This window comes from Stenotrophomonas sp. X, assembly GCF_055721025.1.
On record NZ_CM146756.1, the window covers coordinates 1,270,465 to 1,289,364 of the forward strand.

Annotated in this window: 6 protein-coding genes and 1 pseudogene; all 7 read left to right on the forward strand. The window is 62.7% G+C overall.

Annotation, left to right across the window (positions count from 1 at the left end):
• The first annotated feature begins 19 nt into the window (after nucleotides 1-19).
• The 7 genes and pseudogenes from ACZ75I_RS05840 (at nucleotide 20) to ACZ75I_RS05870 (ending at nucleotide 18,875) form a co-directional block, all read left to right on the forward strand.
• The gene (locus tag ACZ75I_RS05840) at nucleotides 20-11,344 is read left to right on the forward strand and encodes a hemagglutinin repeat-containing protein (protein ID WP_472958809.1); all 11,325 of its coding nucleotides are present in this window, start codon (nucleotides 20-22) and stop codon (nucleotides 11,342-11,344) included.
• Nucleotides 11,345-11,352: 8 nt separating this feature from the next.
• Entirely contained in the window at nucleotides 11,353-11,562 is a 210-nt protein-coding gene (locus ACZ75I_RS05845) for a zf-TFIIB domain-containing protein (RefSeq protein ID WP_081275792.1), read from the forward strand.
• A gap of 348 nt (nucleotides 11,563-11,910) precedes the next feature.
• Nucleotides 11,911-14,626, forward strand: a pseudogene (locus tag ACZ75I_RS05850) (hemagglutinin repeat-containing protein); the annotation flags it as partial.
• A gap of 1,090 nt (nucleotides 14,627-15,716) precedes the next feature.
• Nucleotides 15,717-16,079, forward strand: a complete 363-nt coding sequence (locus ACZ75I_RS05855; RefSeq protein ID WP_134967847.1) for a hypothetical protein — start codon at nucleotides 15,717-15,719, stop codon at nucleotides 16,077-16,079.
• Between the two features lie 154 nt (nucleotides 16,080-16,233).
• Nucleotides 16,234-16,617, forward strand: coding sequence for a hypothetical protein (locus ACZ75I_RS05860; protein ID WP_180869344.1), 384 nt, complete (start codon nucleotides 16,234-16,236; stop codon nucleotides 16,615-16,617).
• Nucleotides 16,618-16,846: 229 nt separating this feature from the next.
• Entirely contained in the window at nucleotides 16,847-17,143 is a 297-nt protein-coding gene (locus ACZ75I_RS05865) for a hemagglutinin repeat-containing protein (RefSeq protein ID WP_258009446.1), read from the forward strand.
• Nucleotides 17,100-18,875 (forward strand): VENN motif pre-toxin domain-containing protein, encoded by a 1,776-nt coding sequence (locus ACZ75I_RS05870; RefSeq protein ID WP_472958810.1) that lies wholly within the window; start codon nucleotides 17,100-17,102, stop codon nucleotides 18,873-18,875. Before ACZ75I_RS05865 ends, ACZ75I_RS05870 begins: the two co-directional genes overlap by 44 nt.
• The last annotated feature ends 25 nt before the right edge of the window (nucleotides 18,876-18,900 follow it).

The window sequence follows — 18,900 nt, forward strand, 5'->3', positions numbered from 1 at the left end:
TGCCACAAGGACACGTGACATGAACACTATCTATCGTCTGGTTTTCAACCGCGCGCTGCGCGTCTGGCAGGTGGCGTCGGAGCTGGTGAAGGGGGGCGGTGGCCTGGTCGGCCATGTGCCGGGCCGGCAGAGCGCCGCGCTGTCGCCCCTGGGCTTCGCACTGATGTGCTCACTGGGCTGGGTCAGCTTGGTACCCCCTGCGCTGGCGCAGTCCGATGCGCGCATCATTTCCGACCCCAATGCGCCGGGCCGTGAACGGCCGACGATGGTGACGGCCCCCAATGGCGTGCCGATGGTGAACATCACCACGCCGTCGGCGGCGGGTGTGTCGCGCAACCGCTATTCGCAGTTCGACGTGGGCCGCGATGGCGTCATCCTGAACAACGCCCGCGGCCAGGTGCAGACGCAGCTGGGCGGCTGGGTACAGGGCAACCCGTGGCTCGCCACCGGCAGTGCACGGGTGATCCTCAATGAAGTGAATGGTCCGGCCAGCCGGCTCAACGGCTATGTGGAAGTGGCCGGGCAGCGCGCCGAAGTGATCATTGCCAACCCGGCCGGGATCCAGGTCAACGGCGGTGGGTTCCTCAATGCCAGCCGGGTGACCCTGACCACCGGCACGCCGATGTTCACGGGTGCAGGCGCACTTGAGGGCTACCGCGTCACCGGCGGCGCGATCCAGATCGATGGCGATGGCCTGGACACCAGCCGTGCCGACTACACCGACCTGATCACCCGTTCGTTGCAGGTCAACGCCGGCATCTGGGCCAACCAGCTGCAGGCGACGCTGGGCAACAACGTGGTCAGTGCCGACCACAGCCAGGCCAGCGCGACCGCGGCCAGCGGCGAGGCACCGGCCTTCGCGCTGGACGTTGGCGCGCTGGGCGGCATGTTCGCCAACAAGATCTGGCTGGTCGGCAACGAGCACGGCGTGGGCGTGCGCAATGCCGGCAGCATTGGCGCACAGGCCGGCGAGCTGGTGGTGACGGTGGATGGCCGGCTGGAAAACACCGGCGCCCTGCAGTCGCGGCAGAACGTGCGCGTGCAGGCCAGTGGCGATCTTGCCAATGGCGGCACCATCGCGGCCACGCGCGAAGTTGCGATCACCGCCGGTGGCACGCTGGACAACAGCGGCGGCACGCTCAATGCACAGCGCCTGCAGGTGGAGGCGCACGGGTTGCGCAACCATGGCGGCGCCATTGAACAGACCGGCGCGCAAGCGCTGGCGCTCAAGGCCGACGCAGCCAGCAACCGTAGCAATGGCCTGTTGGGTGCACTGGATGCCGTAGCGTCAGGTGGTAACGGGAGCAGCGTTGGCAGCGGCACGTCGCCCGGCAATGGCGGTGGAACACCCGGAACCGGCACGCCGGGAACGCCGGGAACCGGAGGCGGCAATGGCGGCTCGGCGGGCACGCCGACGTCGCCGGAGCTGCCCCTGGCCGAGGGCCTGATCGCCATCGCCGGTACGCTGGACAACGACGGCGGCAGCATCAGCAACGGCGGCACGGTGTCACTGGCCGCACGCAACGGTCTCGACAACAGCGGCGGTCGCCTGGGAGTGAGCGCGCTGCAGGCTGGGGGCGAGCTGCGCAATGATGGCGGCACGCTGCAGGTGCATGGCGATGCCGCGTTGCATGTCGGCCTGTTGTCGAACCAGAAGGGTGCGCTGAGCGTGGCCGGCGACCTGTGGCTGGATGCGCAGTCGCTCGACAACCGCGGTGGTGAACTGCGGCACGCCGGCAAAGCGGCATCGTCGTGGACGGTGCAGGGCCTGTTCTACAACGACGGTGGTCTGCTGGCCACCAATGCCACGCAGTTGGCGTTGCGCGCAGGCCAGGTCGGCAATGCCGGTGGCCGCATTGAACATGCCGGTGAGGGTGGCCTCACGCTGGACACGGGTGACTGGGCTGGTCCCGGTGGACGGCTGAGCACGGTGGGGCGCCTGCACTGGACGACTGGCAACGCCGACCTGCGCAACGGTGCGCTCAGTGCGGCGGGATTCGACATCGTGGCTGGCATGCTGGACAACCGCGGCGGCAGCCTGCTGTCGCTCGGAACCGGTGCCAGTTCGGTGAAGGCGTCGAACCTGGACAACGGCGCAGGTGGCACGTTGGCCGGCAACGGCGACCTGATAGTGGCCGCGACCACGCTCGACAACAGCAAGGGCCTGGTGCAGCAGGCTGGCACCGGCACCCTGAGCGTGCAGGCCGATACGCTGCATGGCAGCGAGGGGCGCCTGCTCAGCAACGGCGCGCTGGTGCTGTCCGGCGGCGAGTTGGACGTGAGTGGTGGTACGACATCGGCGCAGAGTGTGCAGATCCACGCCGGGGCACTGCGCAACCGCCAGGGCCAGATCGTCTCGCAGGGTGTCTCGGCGCTGGCGCTGGACGTACGCGATGCGCTCGACAATCAGGGCGGCCAGATCGTCGGCAACGGCGGCCTGCGCATCGACGCCGGTCGCATCGACAACCAGAAGGGCACGCTGCAGTCGGCCGGCACGCAGGGTCTGGTGCTGACGGTACGCGACTCCCTGGACAACACGGGGGGCGCGATATCCGGCAATGGCCAGGTGCAGCTGCAGGCCGACAGGCTGGTCAACCAGGGCGGCAAGGTACTGGCCGCAGGCAGCGCTGCATTGCAGGTGCTGGCCCGCGAGCTGCTGGACAACAGCAACGGTGGCCGATTGGCCGGTACCGGTGATGTGCAGCTGCAGGCAGCGCGCCTGGACAACCGCGGCGGCGCGATCGAACACGCCGGCAGCGGCATCTTGCAGATCCACGCCGACAGCCTGCAGGGCGCGGCGGGCCGCATCCTCAGCCAGTCGTCGCTGATGCTTGAGGGCGGCCAACTGCAGCTGGGGGCCGGCAGCATTACCCAGGCCGAGCGCATCGCCATCGATGCGCAGCACCTGGACAATGCCGGCGGCAACCTCAGCGCGACCGGCAGCGACGCGCTGCGGCTGCACGTGGCGCAGGGCGTGGACAACAGTGGCGGCACGATCGCCGGCAACGGGGCACTGGATGTGCAGGCCGGTGAACTGATCAACCGCACGGGCACGCTCAGCGGCGCCGGAACGGCTGACAGCACGCTGCAGATCGTCGCTGCGCTGGACAACCACGAAGGCACGATCGCCAGCAATGCCAATCGCCTGACGGTCACTTCCGCACGACTGGACAACAGTGGCGGCAGCATCCGCCAGGCCGGCAACCAGGGCCTGGACATCACCACCGGCCGCCTGGACGGCAGCAAGGGCACGCTGGTCTCCTCGGCCACGCTGACCCTGCGTGCTGGCGACGTGGATCATCGTGACGCGACGCTGGGCGCCGATCGCCTCGACCTTGAGGCCACTACGCTCGACAACGCCGGTGGCCGCATCATCGCCAGCGGCGAAGGCGCCAGTCGCATCAAGGCCACGACGCTGGGCAATGCCGGTGGCACGCTGGCCAGCAATGGCGACCTGGCCCTGCTGGCACAGGCGCTGGACAACCGTGCAGGCAGGATCCAGCACGCGGGGAGCGGCCAGCTGCAGGTCTCGGCGAAGACCCTGCTGGGCAACGGCGGCAGCGTGCTCAGCAATGGCAGCTTCGCGCTGGATGGCGCCAACCTCGATCTGGCCGCGGCAACCACCTCGGCGCGCCGCGTCGACATCACCGCCGATACCCTGACCACCGCCGGTGGCACGCTCACCGCAACCGGTGAAGACGCGCTGCGCCTGCGCGTACAGGGTGTGCTGGACAATCGTGGTGGCACGCTGGCGGGCAATGGCGCGCTGGATGTCATCGCGCAGCAGCTGATCAATGCACAGGGCACGCTGCAGGGTGCAGGCGCGGGTCACTCCACGCTGGCGATCGGCCGGGCGCTGGACAACCAGAAGGGCCGCATCCTGCTCGGCGGTGCCGGCACGGTCACCGCGGCCAGCCTTGGTAACCAGGGCGGCACAGTGCATGCGGGCGGCAGCGCGCTGGTGCTGGGCGTTGACGGTCGTCTCGACAATGGCGAGCAGGGGCTGCTGTCCAGCACCGGCACGATGACCCTGGGCGCCGGCAGTCTCGACAACCGCCACGGCACCCTGGTCGCTGGCAAGGACCTGAGCGCGACCACGGCGGCAGGCGTGGACAACAGCGACGGCGCGATGCAGGCCGGCGAACGGCTGCAGTTGCAGGGCAACGGCCTGCTCAACCAGCGCGGCACGCTGCTGGGCGGCCAGCTGGACATCGATACCCGCGGCCAGCGGCTGGACAACCGCGCCGGCACGCTGGGCACGCAGAAGGGCGACCTGATCGTTCGCAGTGGCGCGATGGACAACCAGGGCGGTCGCGTGCAGTCGGCGGCCGACCTGGCCATCAACACGGCCGGGCAGGACATCGACAACCGCGCCACCGCCGGCAGCGGTGGATTGCTGGCGGCCGGGAAGCTGCAGCTGGATGGTGGCGCGCTGGACAACCGTGGCGGCGCAGTCAATGCACAAGGCGATGCGCGCTTGCTGCTGGCCCGCGTCGACAACAGTTCCGGTGGAACACTTGCCAGCGCCGCGAATCTGTCGCTGCAGGCGGCGAGCCTGGCCAATGCCAGTGGTCGCGTGCAGGCCGGGCGCAACCTCGACCTGACCCTGGGCGGGCACCTGGACAACGCCGCCGGTGCGATCGCGGCGGGGCAGCTGCTGGCCCTCAACGCCGCCAGCGTGGACAACCGCAACACCCGTGGCGGCGACGGCACGCGTGGCCTGCAGGCGGGCCAGCTGCAGTTCGGCGCCCAGTGGCTGGACAACAGCCAGGGCCAGGTCGTCACCGATGGCGGTGCGCGGCTGCAGATCAACGGCCAGCTGCAGAACACCGGCGGCGTGATCAGCACCGGAGGCAACCTGGACAGCCAGGCGGACAACGTCGCCAACAGCGGCGGCCTGCTGCGCGCCGATGGCAGCCAGACCCTGGTCGCACGTGCGCTCAGCGAAGACGGCCAGGTGCATGCGCAGCGGGACCTCGGCCTCATCCTGCAGCAGGGCATGCGCCATCGTGGCGAATGGATCGCCAACGGTACGCTGTCGCTGAACCTGTCCGGCGACCTCGACAACCAGGGTGTGGTGCGCGGTGGCAACCTCGACCTCAACGCCCAGAACATCACCAATGCCGCGTCAGGCGAGATCTCCAGCCAGGGCACGACCCACCTCAACGCCCGTGGCCAGCTGACCAACCGCGGCCTGATCGATGGCGCGTTGACCCACCTGGAGGCCGGCGAAATCGACAATCTCGGCACCGGGCGCATCTACGGTGATCGCGTGGCGATCTCCACCGGCGTGCTGAAGAACCGCGCCGAAGAGGCCGGTGGTGCCACCCGCGTCGGCACCGTGGCTGCACGCGAGCGCCTGGACCTGGGCGTGCGCGAGCTGCAGAACACCGGCAAGGGCCTGATCTACAGCGGCGGTGATGCTGCCATTGGCGGCACGCTGAGTGCCGATCGCATCGCCAGCGGCATTGCCGGGCGGATCGACAACATCAGCTCGGTCATCGATGTCACCGGCAACCTGTCCATCGATGCGCAGGTGGTCAACAACATCCGCGAGAACGTGGTCATCACACAGACCACCACCTTGAACGCTCCGGTGCGCATGGATCGACCCGCCTGGTGGCGCAACGGCAAGAATGGCACCGAGGACATTCGCAGCACCAGCCATTATTCCGCGCACGAGGTGTACTACCTCGACCCAGCCGATATCCTCGAAGACACGCCGCACATCACGCCGGATGGCTTCACCGTGCACCGTGCGGTGGTACGACTGACCGCGCAGACCAGTGCCTACTTCTTCGGGCGCGGTGGGCTGTATGCCGCGCTGGGTGAGCGTGCGCGGCTGAACGTGCAGGACGGCACGGTGGTGATGTACTACGTCGGCCGCCAGGACAACCAGGTCAATCCGGACCAGGTTGCCGCTGGCGCCGACGATCCGTTTGCCGAGCTGGCCACCCTGCATCCCGATTCGCCGCCATTCCGCTACGTCGATGACAAACTCACCTACTCGTCAGCGTATGGCACCTGTACGACCAACTGCGTGCAGTTGTGGACCTACAAGGACTACGATCCCGACCGCATTCTGACCAGCCCACAGTTTGCGGGCGGCAACTCCACCAGTGCCAACGAGCAGTATCGCCTGGCCACGCGCACCGTGACCGAAGATGTGTTGCAGCCGAGCGTCGGTGCCGATGCGGTCATCCGGTCAGTCGGTGCGATGCGCATCCGCAGCGATGACCTGCGCAACCACTACGGCAGCATTGCCGCCGGCGGCGATCTGGACATCATCGGCCTGACCGGCGCGGCAAAGGTGGAGAACCTGGCGGCCACGCTGTATCGCACGCACCAGTTCTCCAACGTCAGCCACACCTTCGGCGGGGATGTGATGACCTGGAGTGCTCCGGCCATTTCCGAGGTGACCGGTAAGATTGGCGGCAGCATTGTCAGCGGCGGCTCGTTGAGCATCGACGTCGGTGACCTGAGCAACCTCAACCAGGGACGGAACGCGCCGAACGTGCAGAACGGTTCGGCCATGGCCAACCTCAACGTGCAGGGGCCCACGGCGCTGCCGGATGGGCCGGGTCATGGCGGTGCGCAGGGGCCGGGCCAGTCCGCCGGCACCGGTGCCGAACGCGCGCTGGCACAGGCGGCCGATGGTGCCAGTACCCAGCAAGGGAGCAGCGTCGGCGGCGTGAGCGGCAACACCGGTACGTCCGGGCCGCGCGTGGTCGCAGCCAGTGGAGGATCGCCGGATCGCATCGCGATGGGTGCACCGGACACGCGCGCGCCGAGCGCCAGCCTGTTCAACGTCAATCCCAACGGCGGCCACTATCTGGTCGAGACCGATCCGCGCTTCACCGACCACAAGACCTGGCTGAGTTCGGACCACCTGCTGGGCCAGATGGGCTACTCGCCCGATACCGTGCAGAAGCGGCTGGGTGATGGGTACTACGAGCAGAAGCTGGTGCGCGAGCAGATCGGCCAGCTGACCGGTCGCCGCTTCCTCGACGGCTACGCCAGTGACGAGGCGCAGTACCGCGCGCTGCTGGAGGCCGGTGCCACGGTCGCCAGCGAATGGGGCCTTCGCCCCGGCGTGGCGCTGACCGAAGCGCAGATGGCACAGCTGACCAGTGACATCGTCTGGCTGGTCGAGCAGACCGTCACCCTGGCCGATGGCAGCACCACCACCGCGCTGGTGCCGCAGGTCTACCTGCGCCTGCGCCCGGGCGACCTGGACGGCAACGGTGCACTGCTGGCCGGCGCCAATGTCGATATCAAACTGGGCAATGGCCTAGTCAACACCGGCAACATCGCCGGGCGCAAGCTGGTGACCATCGATGCCGGCAACATCGAGCATCTGGGCGGCAGCATTTCCGGCCAGTACGTCGGGCTGTCGTCGGACAAGGACATCCGCGTTGTCGGTGCAGCCGTGACGGCTAGCGATGCGCTGTCGGTCAAGGCTGCGGGCAATGTCACGGTGGCCTCCACGGTGGAGACACAGCAGGGCGGTGGCACCTACCAGTACGAGACCAACCGCATCGATCGGGTCGCCGGTCTGTATGTAACCAATCCCAGTGGCGACGGCATGCTGTCGGTGGTGGCCGGTGGTGACATCAGCCTGCAGGCCGCACAGATCCGCAACGCCGGCGCCGACGGTCTGACCCAGCTGGCCGCAGGCGGCACTCTGGATGTTGGCGCGATTGCGCTGGAGGAACGCCGCGACGCCACCTTCGATGAACGCAACCATCAGCGCAGCAGCAGGACGACACACGCTGCCACGTCAGTGCAGGGCGCTGGCGATGTGGTGCTGGCGGCCGGCAAGGACATCAACCTGGCAGCCGCGCAGATCAATGCTGGTGGTGGCCTGGCATTGCAGGCCGGCGGTGACATCAACAGCCAGGCGCTGGTGGACAGTGAGAGCCGGGATTTTGCGAACGCGGGCAAGCGCAGCTCGCTGCAGATCAGCCAGAGTGATGAGACGGTGCGGGGCAGCCAGTTGTCTGCTGACGGCGGAATCGCACTCAGTGCAGGTCGCGATGTGAACCTGGTAGCCGCGGAGGTACGAAGCGAACAGGATGCGATCAGTATTGGTGCTGGCCGTGATGTGAATCTGACATCTGCGCAGGAAGAGCATACCTGGGAGCAAGACACCCAGCGCAAGAAGCGTGGGCTCACGTCCACTACGCGTACCGCAACGCACGATGCGACCCAAGACATCCTGGCCGTTGGCACGGTTTTGTCGGGTGAGCGGATCAGCATCGGCGCAGGTCGTGACATCACAGCCGAGGGCGCCAAGATTGCGGCCACTGGCGATGTAGTGATGGCTGCCAAGGGCAATCTCAGTATTGTTGCTGCGGAGTCCAGTCATTCCGAACAGCACAGTAGCGATCGCAAGAAGTCCGGGCTACTTGGAGGGATGAATGGCAGCTTCGGGGTTACCTTCGGCAGCCGAAGCAGCGGCAACAGCAGTTCCCTGACCGAGACGATCGCGGAAGGAAGCATCGTCGGCAGCGCGCTGGGCAGCGTGACACTAACGGCGGGAGAAACGCTGCACATCGGCGGATCCGATGTTCTCTCCAAGAACGGAATGACGTTGCTTGGCAAGAATGTACGTATCGATTCAGCAGAACAGCACTCGGAGTACAACGACAGGAACTACTTCAGGCAGTCCGGTCTGAATGTTGCCGTGGGCGGTGCGACCGTTGATACGATTCAAAGTGCACGCGCCGTGTACGCTTTCGCCAAGCGCGCAGACGAGGTCGAGGACGATCGCCTCAAGGCGCTCTATGCGTACAAGGCGGCGCAGGGTGCAATCGCGGTGGCCCAGGCTGCGGGGCAGCAGTCGGGCGATGGCGGTGGCGGCGCCGGATTGAACGTCCGGGTGACCGCAGGAACCCAGCGATCCCAGTCGGAAACGACGATGGAGCAGACGACCCATCGTGGCAGCACATTGCACAGTGATGGCGATGTGGTGATCGCAGCCACGGGCGGTGATCTGACCGTGGTGGGCAGTAACGTGTCCGGTCGCAACGTAGATCTTGCGGCGGCCAAGGATCTGGTGATCAGAAGCAGCGAGGATCGCTATGCCCAGGACAGCAGAAGCCAGTCCCAGGGTGGAGAGATCGGTGTTGCGATCAGTGGAAGCAGCGGCGGTGGTGCAGCGATCGGTGTCTATGTTGGCGCCAATGCCGCGCGTGGCAAGGCCGACGGGAACGGCACCGTCCACAACGAAAGTATCATCAAGGCCGGGGATCGCCTTACGTTTGCGAGTGGTGGAGACACGACTTTGCAGGGCGCACAGCTGGTTGCCAACCAGGTGATTGGCCAGGTAGCGGGCAATCTGACGGTGCGCACAGAACAGGACACGGATAGATACAAGAGTCAGCAGCTTGCGGCGAAAGGTGAAGCCACGATTGGCTATGGCTTCGAGGGTAGTGCCAGCGGCAGTGCCGCCTTGATTGACAGTGACTACCGTAGCGTCCGTGAGCAGACGGGAATCGCCGCTGGCGACGGGGGCTTCCAGTTGCAGGTGGGGGGCAACACGCATCTGGTCGGGGCCGTCATCGCAAGTACCGCGGATTCCTCGAAGAATCTACTGTCGACGGGTAGCTTGACGGTTGAGGATCTAAACAATCGAGCGGAGTTCCTTTCTGCATCGATCACTGGCGGTACCAGCGGCGGTGGGAGTCCCTCAGACGGGTTCAATTTCAACCCGTCGGTGATGCCGGGCATGCCGACGGGGGACAGCAGGAACACCACCACGCGGAGCGGCGTAGCCGACGGCACGATCGATATCAGAAACGGAGACAGCAGCACGCTGGCAGACCTGCAGCGCGGCGTAACCAGTCTGGACAACGCCAACGGGTTTGCGCCCATCTTTGACGAGAAGAAGGTTCAGGAGCGGCAGGAACTCACGCAGATCCTGGGAGAGATCGGTTTCAAGGCCGTTGGCAATCTGGCCTCCAAGAAGAGTGCCCAGGCCAAGGTGGACCTGGAAGTTGCGCGCGCCAATGGTGATGCCGAGGCCGAGGCAGACGCGCTGCGGCGGATCAGCGAGTGGGGTGAAAGCGGGCGCAACAAGGTCTTGCTGCATGGCCTGACAGGCGCTGCCGTTGCGGCATTGAGTGGCGGCGATATTAGTGGCGCCGCTGCGGGTGCCACCGGTGCCGCGCTGGCCAAGGAGGCAATGACGCGTTTCCTCACAGGCCAGGGCATAGATCCGCGAAGTGGTGAGTTCAACAGCTTGATCGAACTCGCCAGTGCTGCGCTGGGCGGGGTCGTGGGTGGTACCGATGGTGCGGGCACGGCGCTGCTGGGAGATCAGTTCAATCGACAGTTGCATCCTGATGAGATCAATTTCCTGGCCGCAAAGGCCAAGGACTTCGCCAATCTGCTGTTCGGATGCGGGGAAAACTGTAGTAGCGATCAGGTCAAGGTGGCGCGGGGGCGTCTGTTGCGCGAAGCCTACGCACGTGTAGATGCCATATACGGCTCGTACGAGTCAGACTTTGCTGCGTCAAGCTTCATTGGCTCAAACCCAATGACGTTCGTTGGTCCCGATGGTCAGCAGCGCGAAGGGCTCATAGAACTGGACAATGATCGCCGCAATGACCACAGCCTGTACAAGGATCTGCTTGGCACCCGGCGAACGGAATTCAATCTGTTGACGGAAGCACTGCTGGACGGTGGGAAAACCGAAGCGGCGTTAAGACTGGACTACAACCGGCAGCTCGCTGAGCTCGCCACGAGTGCACGTGGCCGTGATGGAGTGATGATCCTCGAAACCTTCAGTGGAGAAATCGGGGGATGGGGCTCAGTAGTAAAGAATGTACTGAAGGGGGATGGTGAGTCTGCGAGCCTTGCAGCTGCGCCTCTTCTTATTTTCACCAAGGTGCCGGGGGCCAAGGCCGCAGCCGAGTTGGCGGAGGACCTAGCGACGCAGATTGTGAAGGGAGCTGCGTCTCGGGCCGAGGCAACAGCAGGCACAATGAGTGCGAACATTGGCACTCCTTTGACCTTCAACAAGGCGACCCGGACTTGGAGTAGTCCGGGAGGGCTTGACTATGGGATGGGCTCTATACATGGAAATCGTATCAAGCACATATTGGCACATACGGTTCCAAACCCAGCAAAGGTCACGCATTCCGTTTTCGTTGAGGATAGATCCAAGTTGATCTCTCTTATCGACGAGGCCTGGAGGATGAAGGGCGCTGCGGTGCCTGGAGATCCGGGGGCATTCATAGTCCCTATGGGGCGAGTAATTGGCACTGCCGGTGAGAAGAACATAAGAATTATTGTTAAGCCTGGCACCAATAAAATAATATCTGCGTATCCTGTACAGTGAGGTGTTTCGTGATTTGTCCGCGTTGTGAGCAAGGTGAGATGCTTGAGGCCCGCGTCAAGGAGAGTGGGGTTCAGATGTTTGTCTGCGACGAATGTGATGCTGTATGGTTTTCTTTGAGTGACATCGGCGTTTCTCCGTTCCGGGATCTTGAGACCTACCTCGAGGAGAATTCAATTGCTCCATCTTGGGATTCAATTTCCGTGGATCGGCGACTGTGATGCCTTGATGCACGCGACGGTTTTTCTCTAGTGAAACAGCAGGAGCAGGGGCGGCACTGAAACAGGGTCGGCCATTTGAGAGTGGCTGGAATGCAGCAAGCTGCAAGCCACGTATGAGCAAGAAGTGGGTACGACCTCCGATGGAGTCCTGTGTGCTTCGTCAAGTGCTACGCCGCGACGTGCGGGTTACGCTTTGTGCTCTCCTTTCAGTTCGAGAGCACCATGCGGCAAGGCTCGGGAAGGAGCTGGTCTTCCCGGGGCTTGCTGCCCCGTAATGCCCGATAGCCGGGTCGCAGCTCCTAGCCTAATACCACTCGCTTCACGTGGTGATATACCTTATGGATATAAGGCGCAGCCTCCGGCCTGCGCGCGGCCACCACGTCGACCGTGGTGACTGCGGGCAGCCAGCGCACCAACAGCGAACAGAGCCATTCGACCAGTGATGCCCGCGTCAGCCAGTTGGCTGCAGGCGGCGATCTCACGTTGATTGCCAACGGGGGCTCGATCCTCAGCCAGGGCACGCAGATGTCGGCCGAGGGCAACGCTGTGCTGCTGGCCACCAAGGACATCGTGTTCGACGTGGCCCACAACACCGAGCGCAGCGACAGCAGCAGCCGCGGCAAGGGCTGGGGCTTTGCCAACAACACCAGCGGCCTGCCGTTCGGTACCAACAACGCGCAGAGCCAGGGCAGCGGCAGCAGTGACACCATCACCGGCACGCAGCTGTCGGTCGGCGGCGGCGTGCGCATGGCCACCACCGAGGGCAACATCCGCCTGACCGCAGCCAACATCGCCGCCGAGAAGGACGTCAGCATTCGTGCGGCCGGCGATCTGCTGGTGCGCAGCGGGCAGGATACGGTCAGCAACGCCAATACGTCCGACAGCAAGGCGATCGGCACGGTACAGATATCGGATACCGAGAAGTTCTCCGGCTGGCACCGCGAGCAGCACCAGGACGACAGCGCGCAGGTGTCACAGGTGGCCAGCAGCATCGGCAGCCTGGGCGGCAGCGTGAACCTGACCGCCGGTGGCAAGTACACGCAGACGGCCAGCAACGTGGTGGCCGCCAAGGACGTGAACATCACCGCCGCCGAGATCGAGCTGCTGACCGCCGACGAAAGCGGCCACTACTCCCAAAGCGACAGGGTCCTGAAGATCGGCGTGTTCGCGCGGGTGAAGTCGCCGTTGATCGACCTGATCAACAACGTGGACGCGGCCCGTCAGTCCGATGATCGCCTGCAGAAGATGCAGGGCATGGCAGCAGGCGCTAACGCGTACCAGGCAGCCAGTGCGATCTCAGCGCTGTCCGGCCGTGGCGGCAGTGGCGAACTGTTCCGTGCTGAAGCAGGCATCGGCTTCAAGACCGCCAACAGCAGTGCCGATGGCAGCAGCAGGGTGTCGCGTGGCTCCACCATCCAGGGTGGCGGCAACGTCAACCTCACCAGCACCCAGGGCGACATCCATGTGGTGCAGGGCAACCTGAGTGCAGGCAACACCCTCAGCCTGGATTCGGCCGGCGACATTCTGCTGGAAGCAGGCAAGGCGCACGTGGCAGACCGCAGCAAGAGCAGCAATGCCGGCGCCGAAGTGGGCGTTGGCGTCTCTGTAGGGGCGCAGACGGGCGTGTATGTGTATGCCGAAGCCAGCGTGGGCAGCAGCAAGGCGAACTCGGACAGCAATACCTGGCAGAACACCACGCTGACCGGCCAGAACATCTCGCTGAAGGCCGAGGGTGACACCACGTTGCGCGGCGCGACCGCCACGGCTGACCGCATCGACGTCAAGACCGGCGGCACGCTGACCATCGAATCGCTGCAGGACATTGCCGAGAGCATGTCCAGGAACAGCCAGGTGGGCGGCCGCGTACAGGTGTCGTTCGGTACCGCGTGGAATGCCGACGGGTATGCCAGCGCAGGCAAGGCCAGCGGCAGCTATCAGGGTGTCGGCCAGCAGAGCGGCCTGTTCGCCGGCAATGGCGGCTACCACGTCGATGCCGGCCACGTGAACCTGGTGGGCGGGGCGATTGCCAGCACTAATGCGGGCAACAGTGAACTGACTGCGGACTCGCTGACGTTCACCGACCTGCAGAACCACATGGACTACGCAGCCAGCTCCGGCAGCATCAGTGGCGGTGCGGGCGGGCAGATGAATGGCGGGGCGCCCAAGCCGGGAACGGCCGTACCGCGAGGTGGTCCGGGCCTGCCGATGATGGAAAAGGGCAGCGACAGCAGCTCCACCCTGGCCACCTTGACCGAGGGCAACATCACCATCGGTGGCAAGCAGACGTCGGCGGCCGAGCTGGGCATCAACACCGACGCCAGTGGAGCGCATCGTGCGCTGGATGCATTGCCGGATGCGAGCAAGCTGCTGGCGGACCAGCAGGCGATGGCGGCTGCGGCGGGAACTGTGATGGCCACCAGCCAGCAGATTGCATGGGATATTGGCAGTGCGGATGCGAAAAAGATCACGGACAAGTATCGGGAGCCGATGAGTCCCGAAGAGAGACGGGCGTTCGATGCGCTTCTTCCCGAGGAGCAGTTCAAGCGCCTGGTCGCGTTCGATGCATCCTACCCGAATGCGCTGGTGACCCAGCAGAAGTGGGCCCCTGATGGCGTCTATGGTCGCGCGCTCGGCGCAGTGACCAGCGCGTTGGTCGGTGGTGTTGAAGGACAGGGACTGGGTCAGCTGGGTTCCAATGCGCTGGCGCCGTATGCGGCTGAACTGATCGGCAAGACGTTTGACCCGAACAAGCAGAGTGCTGTGCCTAGCGAGGCCATGCAGATGCTGTCGCACGCGCTGCTGGGCGCGCTGTTGGCTGAGGCCAATGGTGGCAAGGCGGGGAGTGGGGCGTTGGCGGCCGGTGGTGGTGAGTTGGCGGCGAAGTTCCTGACGGACACCTTGTTCGGCGGCAACCCCGCGAATCTCAGCCCGCAGCAAAGGGAGGCAGTTCTGGCGCTTTCACAAGCGGTGGGAGCGCTGGCGGGTGGGCTGTCGGGGCAGGATCTGGCTGGGATCGCATTGAATGCGGGGATTGCCAAGAATTCGGTTGAGAACAACTGGCTTAGTAGGCAGGAAGGGCGTCAGTACGACGAAGCGAAAGTAGGTTGCAAGAATGGGGACGAGGCGAGTTGCAGTGTTCAACGAAAGCTGGAGAATCTTTCCCATGAGCGCGATGTCGATCACGCCGGATTTGTAAATGCGGCAAGAGAGGCCTTGGTCGCACAGGGGTATGCAATCACTCCCGCTGCGATGGCGGCGATTGAAAATCGCTATTGGCAGAGGCATGGGGAAGATATCCAGTCCGTAGTCTTTACGCAACCTGGGATGAGACCCACTCAGCTGGGTGCCTTGCATCTGTTTGCAGATGCTGCACTGGATAATTCCGCATTAATGGATCGCTTCATCCCGGGGAGCGGAACCAGTCCTCGAATTCTCGCGAATACGTTGATTGGGCTTGGGCAAACCGTGGGTGCATGGACAGGGATAAATCCCGTGACCGGCCTCGAGGTGGTCGGTGTCGACGCATTCGATGCCCGATTTATGACCGTGGTCGACATCGCGACTGCTGCATATGCTGGCGGTAGTACTGTTGCGCGAGCAGCAGGAAAAAGTGCGTTGCGAGACGTTGTTGAGACTTCTGGTCAGAACGCTGGGCGTAACACGGCTAAGGATTTAGCGTCTGAAGGGATGTTGCCGGTAAATATGCTGCCAGACAACATCAATGGTACGGGTCTTATTTCCGGCGGGGTAATAAGTCGTGATCCGGTTGCTCATTCTAACAATCTAATGAATGATGTAATATCGAAGTTTGCGGATCCTGCATTGAGGCCAAAGGATTTTACAATAACGATTGATGGGAAATTCATGCGCGCCGATCCCGTAAATAGTATTAATGCGCCAATATTTCAAGGGGCGTCTGATAATCTTGTAAAGAGCTATTTCATGCAATTGGGTGGTGTTGATTCATTGCCCCTCCCTAAGTCGGTTATGATCAGGGGTTCGAGTGCTGAGGTCTATACTCTCACCAGAAAGGATGGTGTGAGTATAAATTTAAGAAATGGTTCTAGTTCGAGCAATGTTACTGGTGCGAAGTGGACTATAGATATAATGTCGCCGAATGGGGTCAGGGCAAAAAGAGTGGAGATTAAGTTCAAGTGATCAATAACTGGTTGGGTGATCTTGATGCAAGGGAATTTATTGGTAGGGTGGAGCTTCTTGATGTTGATGTGATCTGGTGGAATAGTTTTGACTATCTTCCGGGTCTTTCGTTTGAAGAAAGGAAGCAGTTCTTCCGGTGGGGGTTGGGTGCTGTTTTGAGGGAGGGGAGGGCCAGGCTCGAAGATGTGAATGGTTTTTGGGGCGGTACCGTTAATGAGCAGATTGAGCGTTTCATGGCGGCGTGGCCGCCTGAGTTGGACTGGGATCCGGACATGTTCTGGGTTGCCAAGCCTGGATATGGATGGGTTCCTAGCGGTTTTGTCTGGAAGCTGGAAGATGGTAGTTATTTCAGTCCGTAGATCTAAGTGCTGCTGGGGGCGGAGACGTCGGACGAAGGAGGATGAATCCGAAACATGGACAAGGGTCTTGACCCATTCGGTCGCTGACGGGATCTGAGGGGGAGCTATTGATGAATGATGCGTTCTGTCCGCGGTGCTGGAATCGATCGGTCGCATGGCTGATTCCGTCTCGCGGACCGAGCTGGATGGCGAGCCGATAGCGATTGGCGACTGGCTTGCAGGAAGTGTCGACGGCTTCCCATGCAGCTCTTGCATGATCCAGATGATCAATGGTTTTAGGTTGGGATCTGCCGTCTATATTCCAGCGTTGTTGATTCGTGTCTTTAAGGTTGACGGGACGATAATTTTCGATTTTTCATTCGACATGGATTGGTCGAATGTTGCCGTGGCCATGCCTATGCTGCATCGGCATTTCCAGCAATTGAAGTTGCTGAGTGGAGCGCGCAGTGTGTTTGGAGGGATGGAGCCGGCGCGGGATCTGGACACTAGATTTTTCACTGACGATGCGCGCGGCCCTTTAGTGAGTTCCATTGCCTGATCTGGAAGGGAATCGCCGTTCCGTGAGGGCCGGGGCTTGATCTTTAAGGGGATTTCAACCACTGGCGATGACAGCAAGGGTGATTCACGAGGGGGGCACTAGGTGGAGCTGAGTGGGATCGGTTCTACGGGGGCGAAGTCGCCGTTGATCGATCCGATCATCAACGTCGACGCGGCGCGAAAGCCCAATGATCGCCCGCAGAAGATGCGAGGCGCGCAGTAACATCTCGATGAAGGCCGAGGGCGATACCACGCTGCGTGGTGCCACGGCGACCGCTGATCGCATCGACGTCAAGACCGGTGGCACGCTGACGATCGAGTCGTTGCAGGACATCGCCGAGAGCATGTCCAGGAACAGCCAGGTGGGTGGCCGCGTGCAGGTGTCGTTCGGTACCGCGAGGAATGCCGACGGGTATGCCAGCGCAGGCAAGGCCAGCGGCAGCTATCAGGGTGTCGGCCAGCAGAGCGGCCTGTTTGCCGGCAATGGCGGCTACCACGTCGATGTACGATGGCCTATCAAGCGATGATAAAAAGGCGTTCAACGCGCTTAGCGCGGAACAGCGCGATGCGGTGCTGACGGCAAACAGCCAGGCCTATAACGATGCGAAGAAATGGGGTGATGGTGGTGATTACAGTCGTGCCCTGAGCGCATTGACGACGGCTGTGGTAGGGGGCATAGGCGGCCAGGGCGCCGGTCAGGTCGCGTCCAATGCGCTGGCGCCCTATGCCGCTTACTTCATCGGCAGCAAGCTGGACCCGAATCACGGCAGCGATCCCAATGCGACTCTGCAATTGCTGTCGCATGCGGTGTTGGGTGCGCTGCTGGCAGAAGCCAATGGTGGCAGTGCGGGAACCGGAGCGGTCTCCGCGGCTGGCGGCGAGTTGGCCGCGAAGGTGCTGACCAATACGTTGACCGGAGGAGACCCTTCCAGGCTGAGCCCGGAGCAGAAGGAGATGGTGCTGGCGTTGTCGCAGGCGGTGGGTGCACTGGCGAGTGGGTTGTCAGGGCAGGATCTGGCCGGGATTGCGTTGGATGCGGGGATTGCCAAGAATTCGGTTGAGAACAATTTCCTTGGCAATGACGATCATGCTCGGATGGTGCATCTCCGCGAGAAGGCCAAGCGGCAGGGGGGGCTGGATAAACAGGAATCCTTGGAACTGGTTCTGCTTGATGCTGCGGACCAGATGAGTGCGGGGTTGCTCCGGAAGGCGTTGGCAGGAGAGACCCTGACTGAGGTTCAAGCCGCAGATCTCGCGACTTATATCAATCGTTACGAACTGCAAAACGGTCCGCTAGACCTTCCGGAGCTACAGAAGCAGTTCCTCGCCAACAGTGGTTCTCTGAATCCTGGCGAATTGCAGGGAATCAACCCGTCGCAGTCCTATGGGCGACCCTATGTCGGTTTGGGGGCTGACCAGAAGGCATACAAGGATGCAAACTATTCGTGGTTTGAAGATTTAATCTATCGTGGCAAAGGGACAAACGAGCGCCTGTACGATGCTGCGTTGAAGCAGTCTGGGCTTGAAATAACTCGTTCCGAAGACTTGCTTCCCTCAGCAATGCAGCTTAGGAACTTCTTCGCTGTACATGACGCTCAAGCTTCAAGTGCTATCGCCAGTGCCGCGTTCATTGCCGCAACGTTGGGTGGCGCGAGCGAAGAGAATCGACGAGCGCTGACGTTGACGATGGGGGCCTTGGCCAACATCGGAGCAGTGAGATTTGTGAACAGGACTGGGCTTTTGCCTCAGACGGGCGGTCTTGGTGTAACGCGGCCACGAGCGCTCAGACCAACTGATGAGGCGTCGACAACGAATTCCGTGCCGGCTGGGTACGAGAAGGGCTTCTCTCGTCCGGAAAATTCCAATCCGCCAAAGTTACAGGTAACCAATGACGGTGGGGGTTTCAGTGCTCCAGGAAATCCAGTTCAGCGTGGTGTAGTGCTTTCGCGAGTCAATCTGGCCAACGGACGGACACGAACAACGCCTTTGCGCGACTCAGGGGCTCCGGTTTCTGCGGGCTTTCAGCATGTTCTAGATGGGCACTTTGGAAAGTCACCAACTGGAAATAGATCCATCTTCAGTATTAATCCGGATGAGCTCAAGGTGGTTCTACAAAGCGCGGTTGTTGTTCGCTCTCCTGTCTATGAAATTCCTGGAGGACAATACGTTCGTATTGTTGATGTTGGAAGGCCGATTGGGATATCTTCACTGAAGGATGGGGGGGCAGCCAACCTCCGTCATCAAAGTGTTTACAGATAAGGCGGGAAACTTGATTACAACGTTT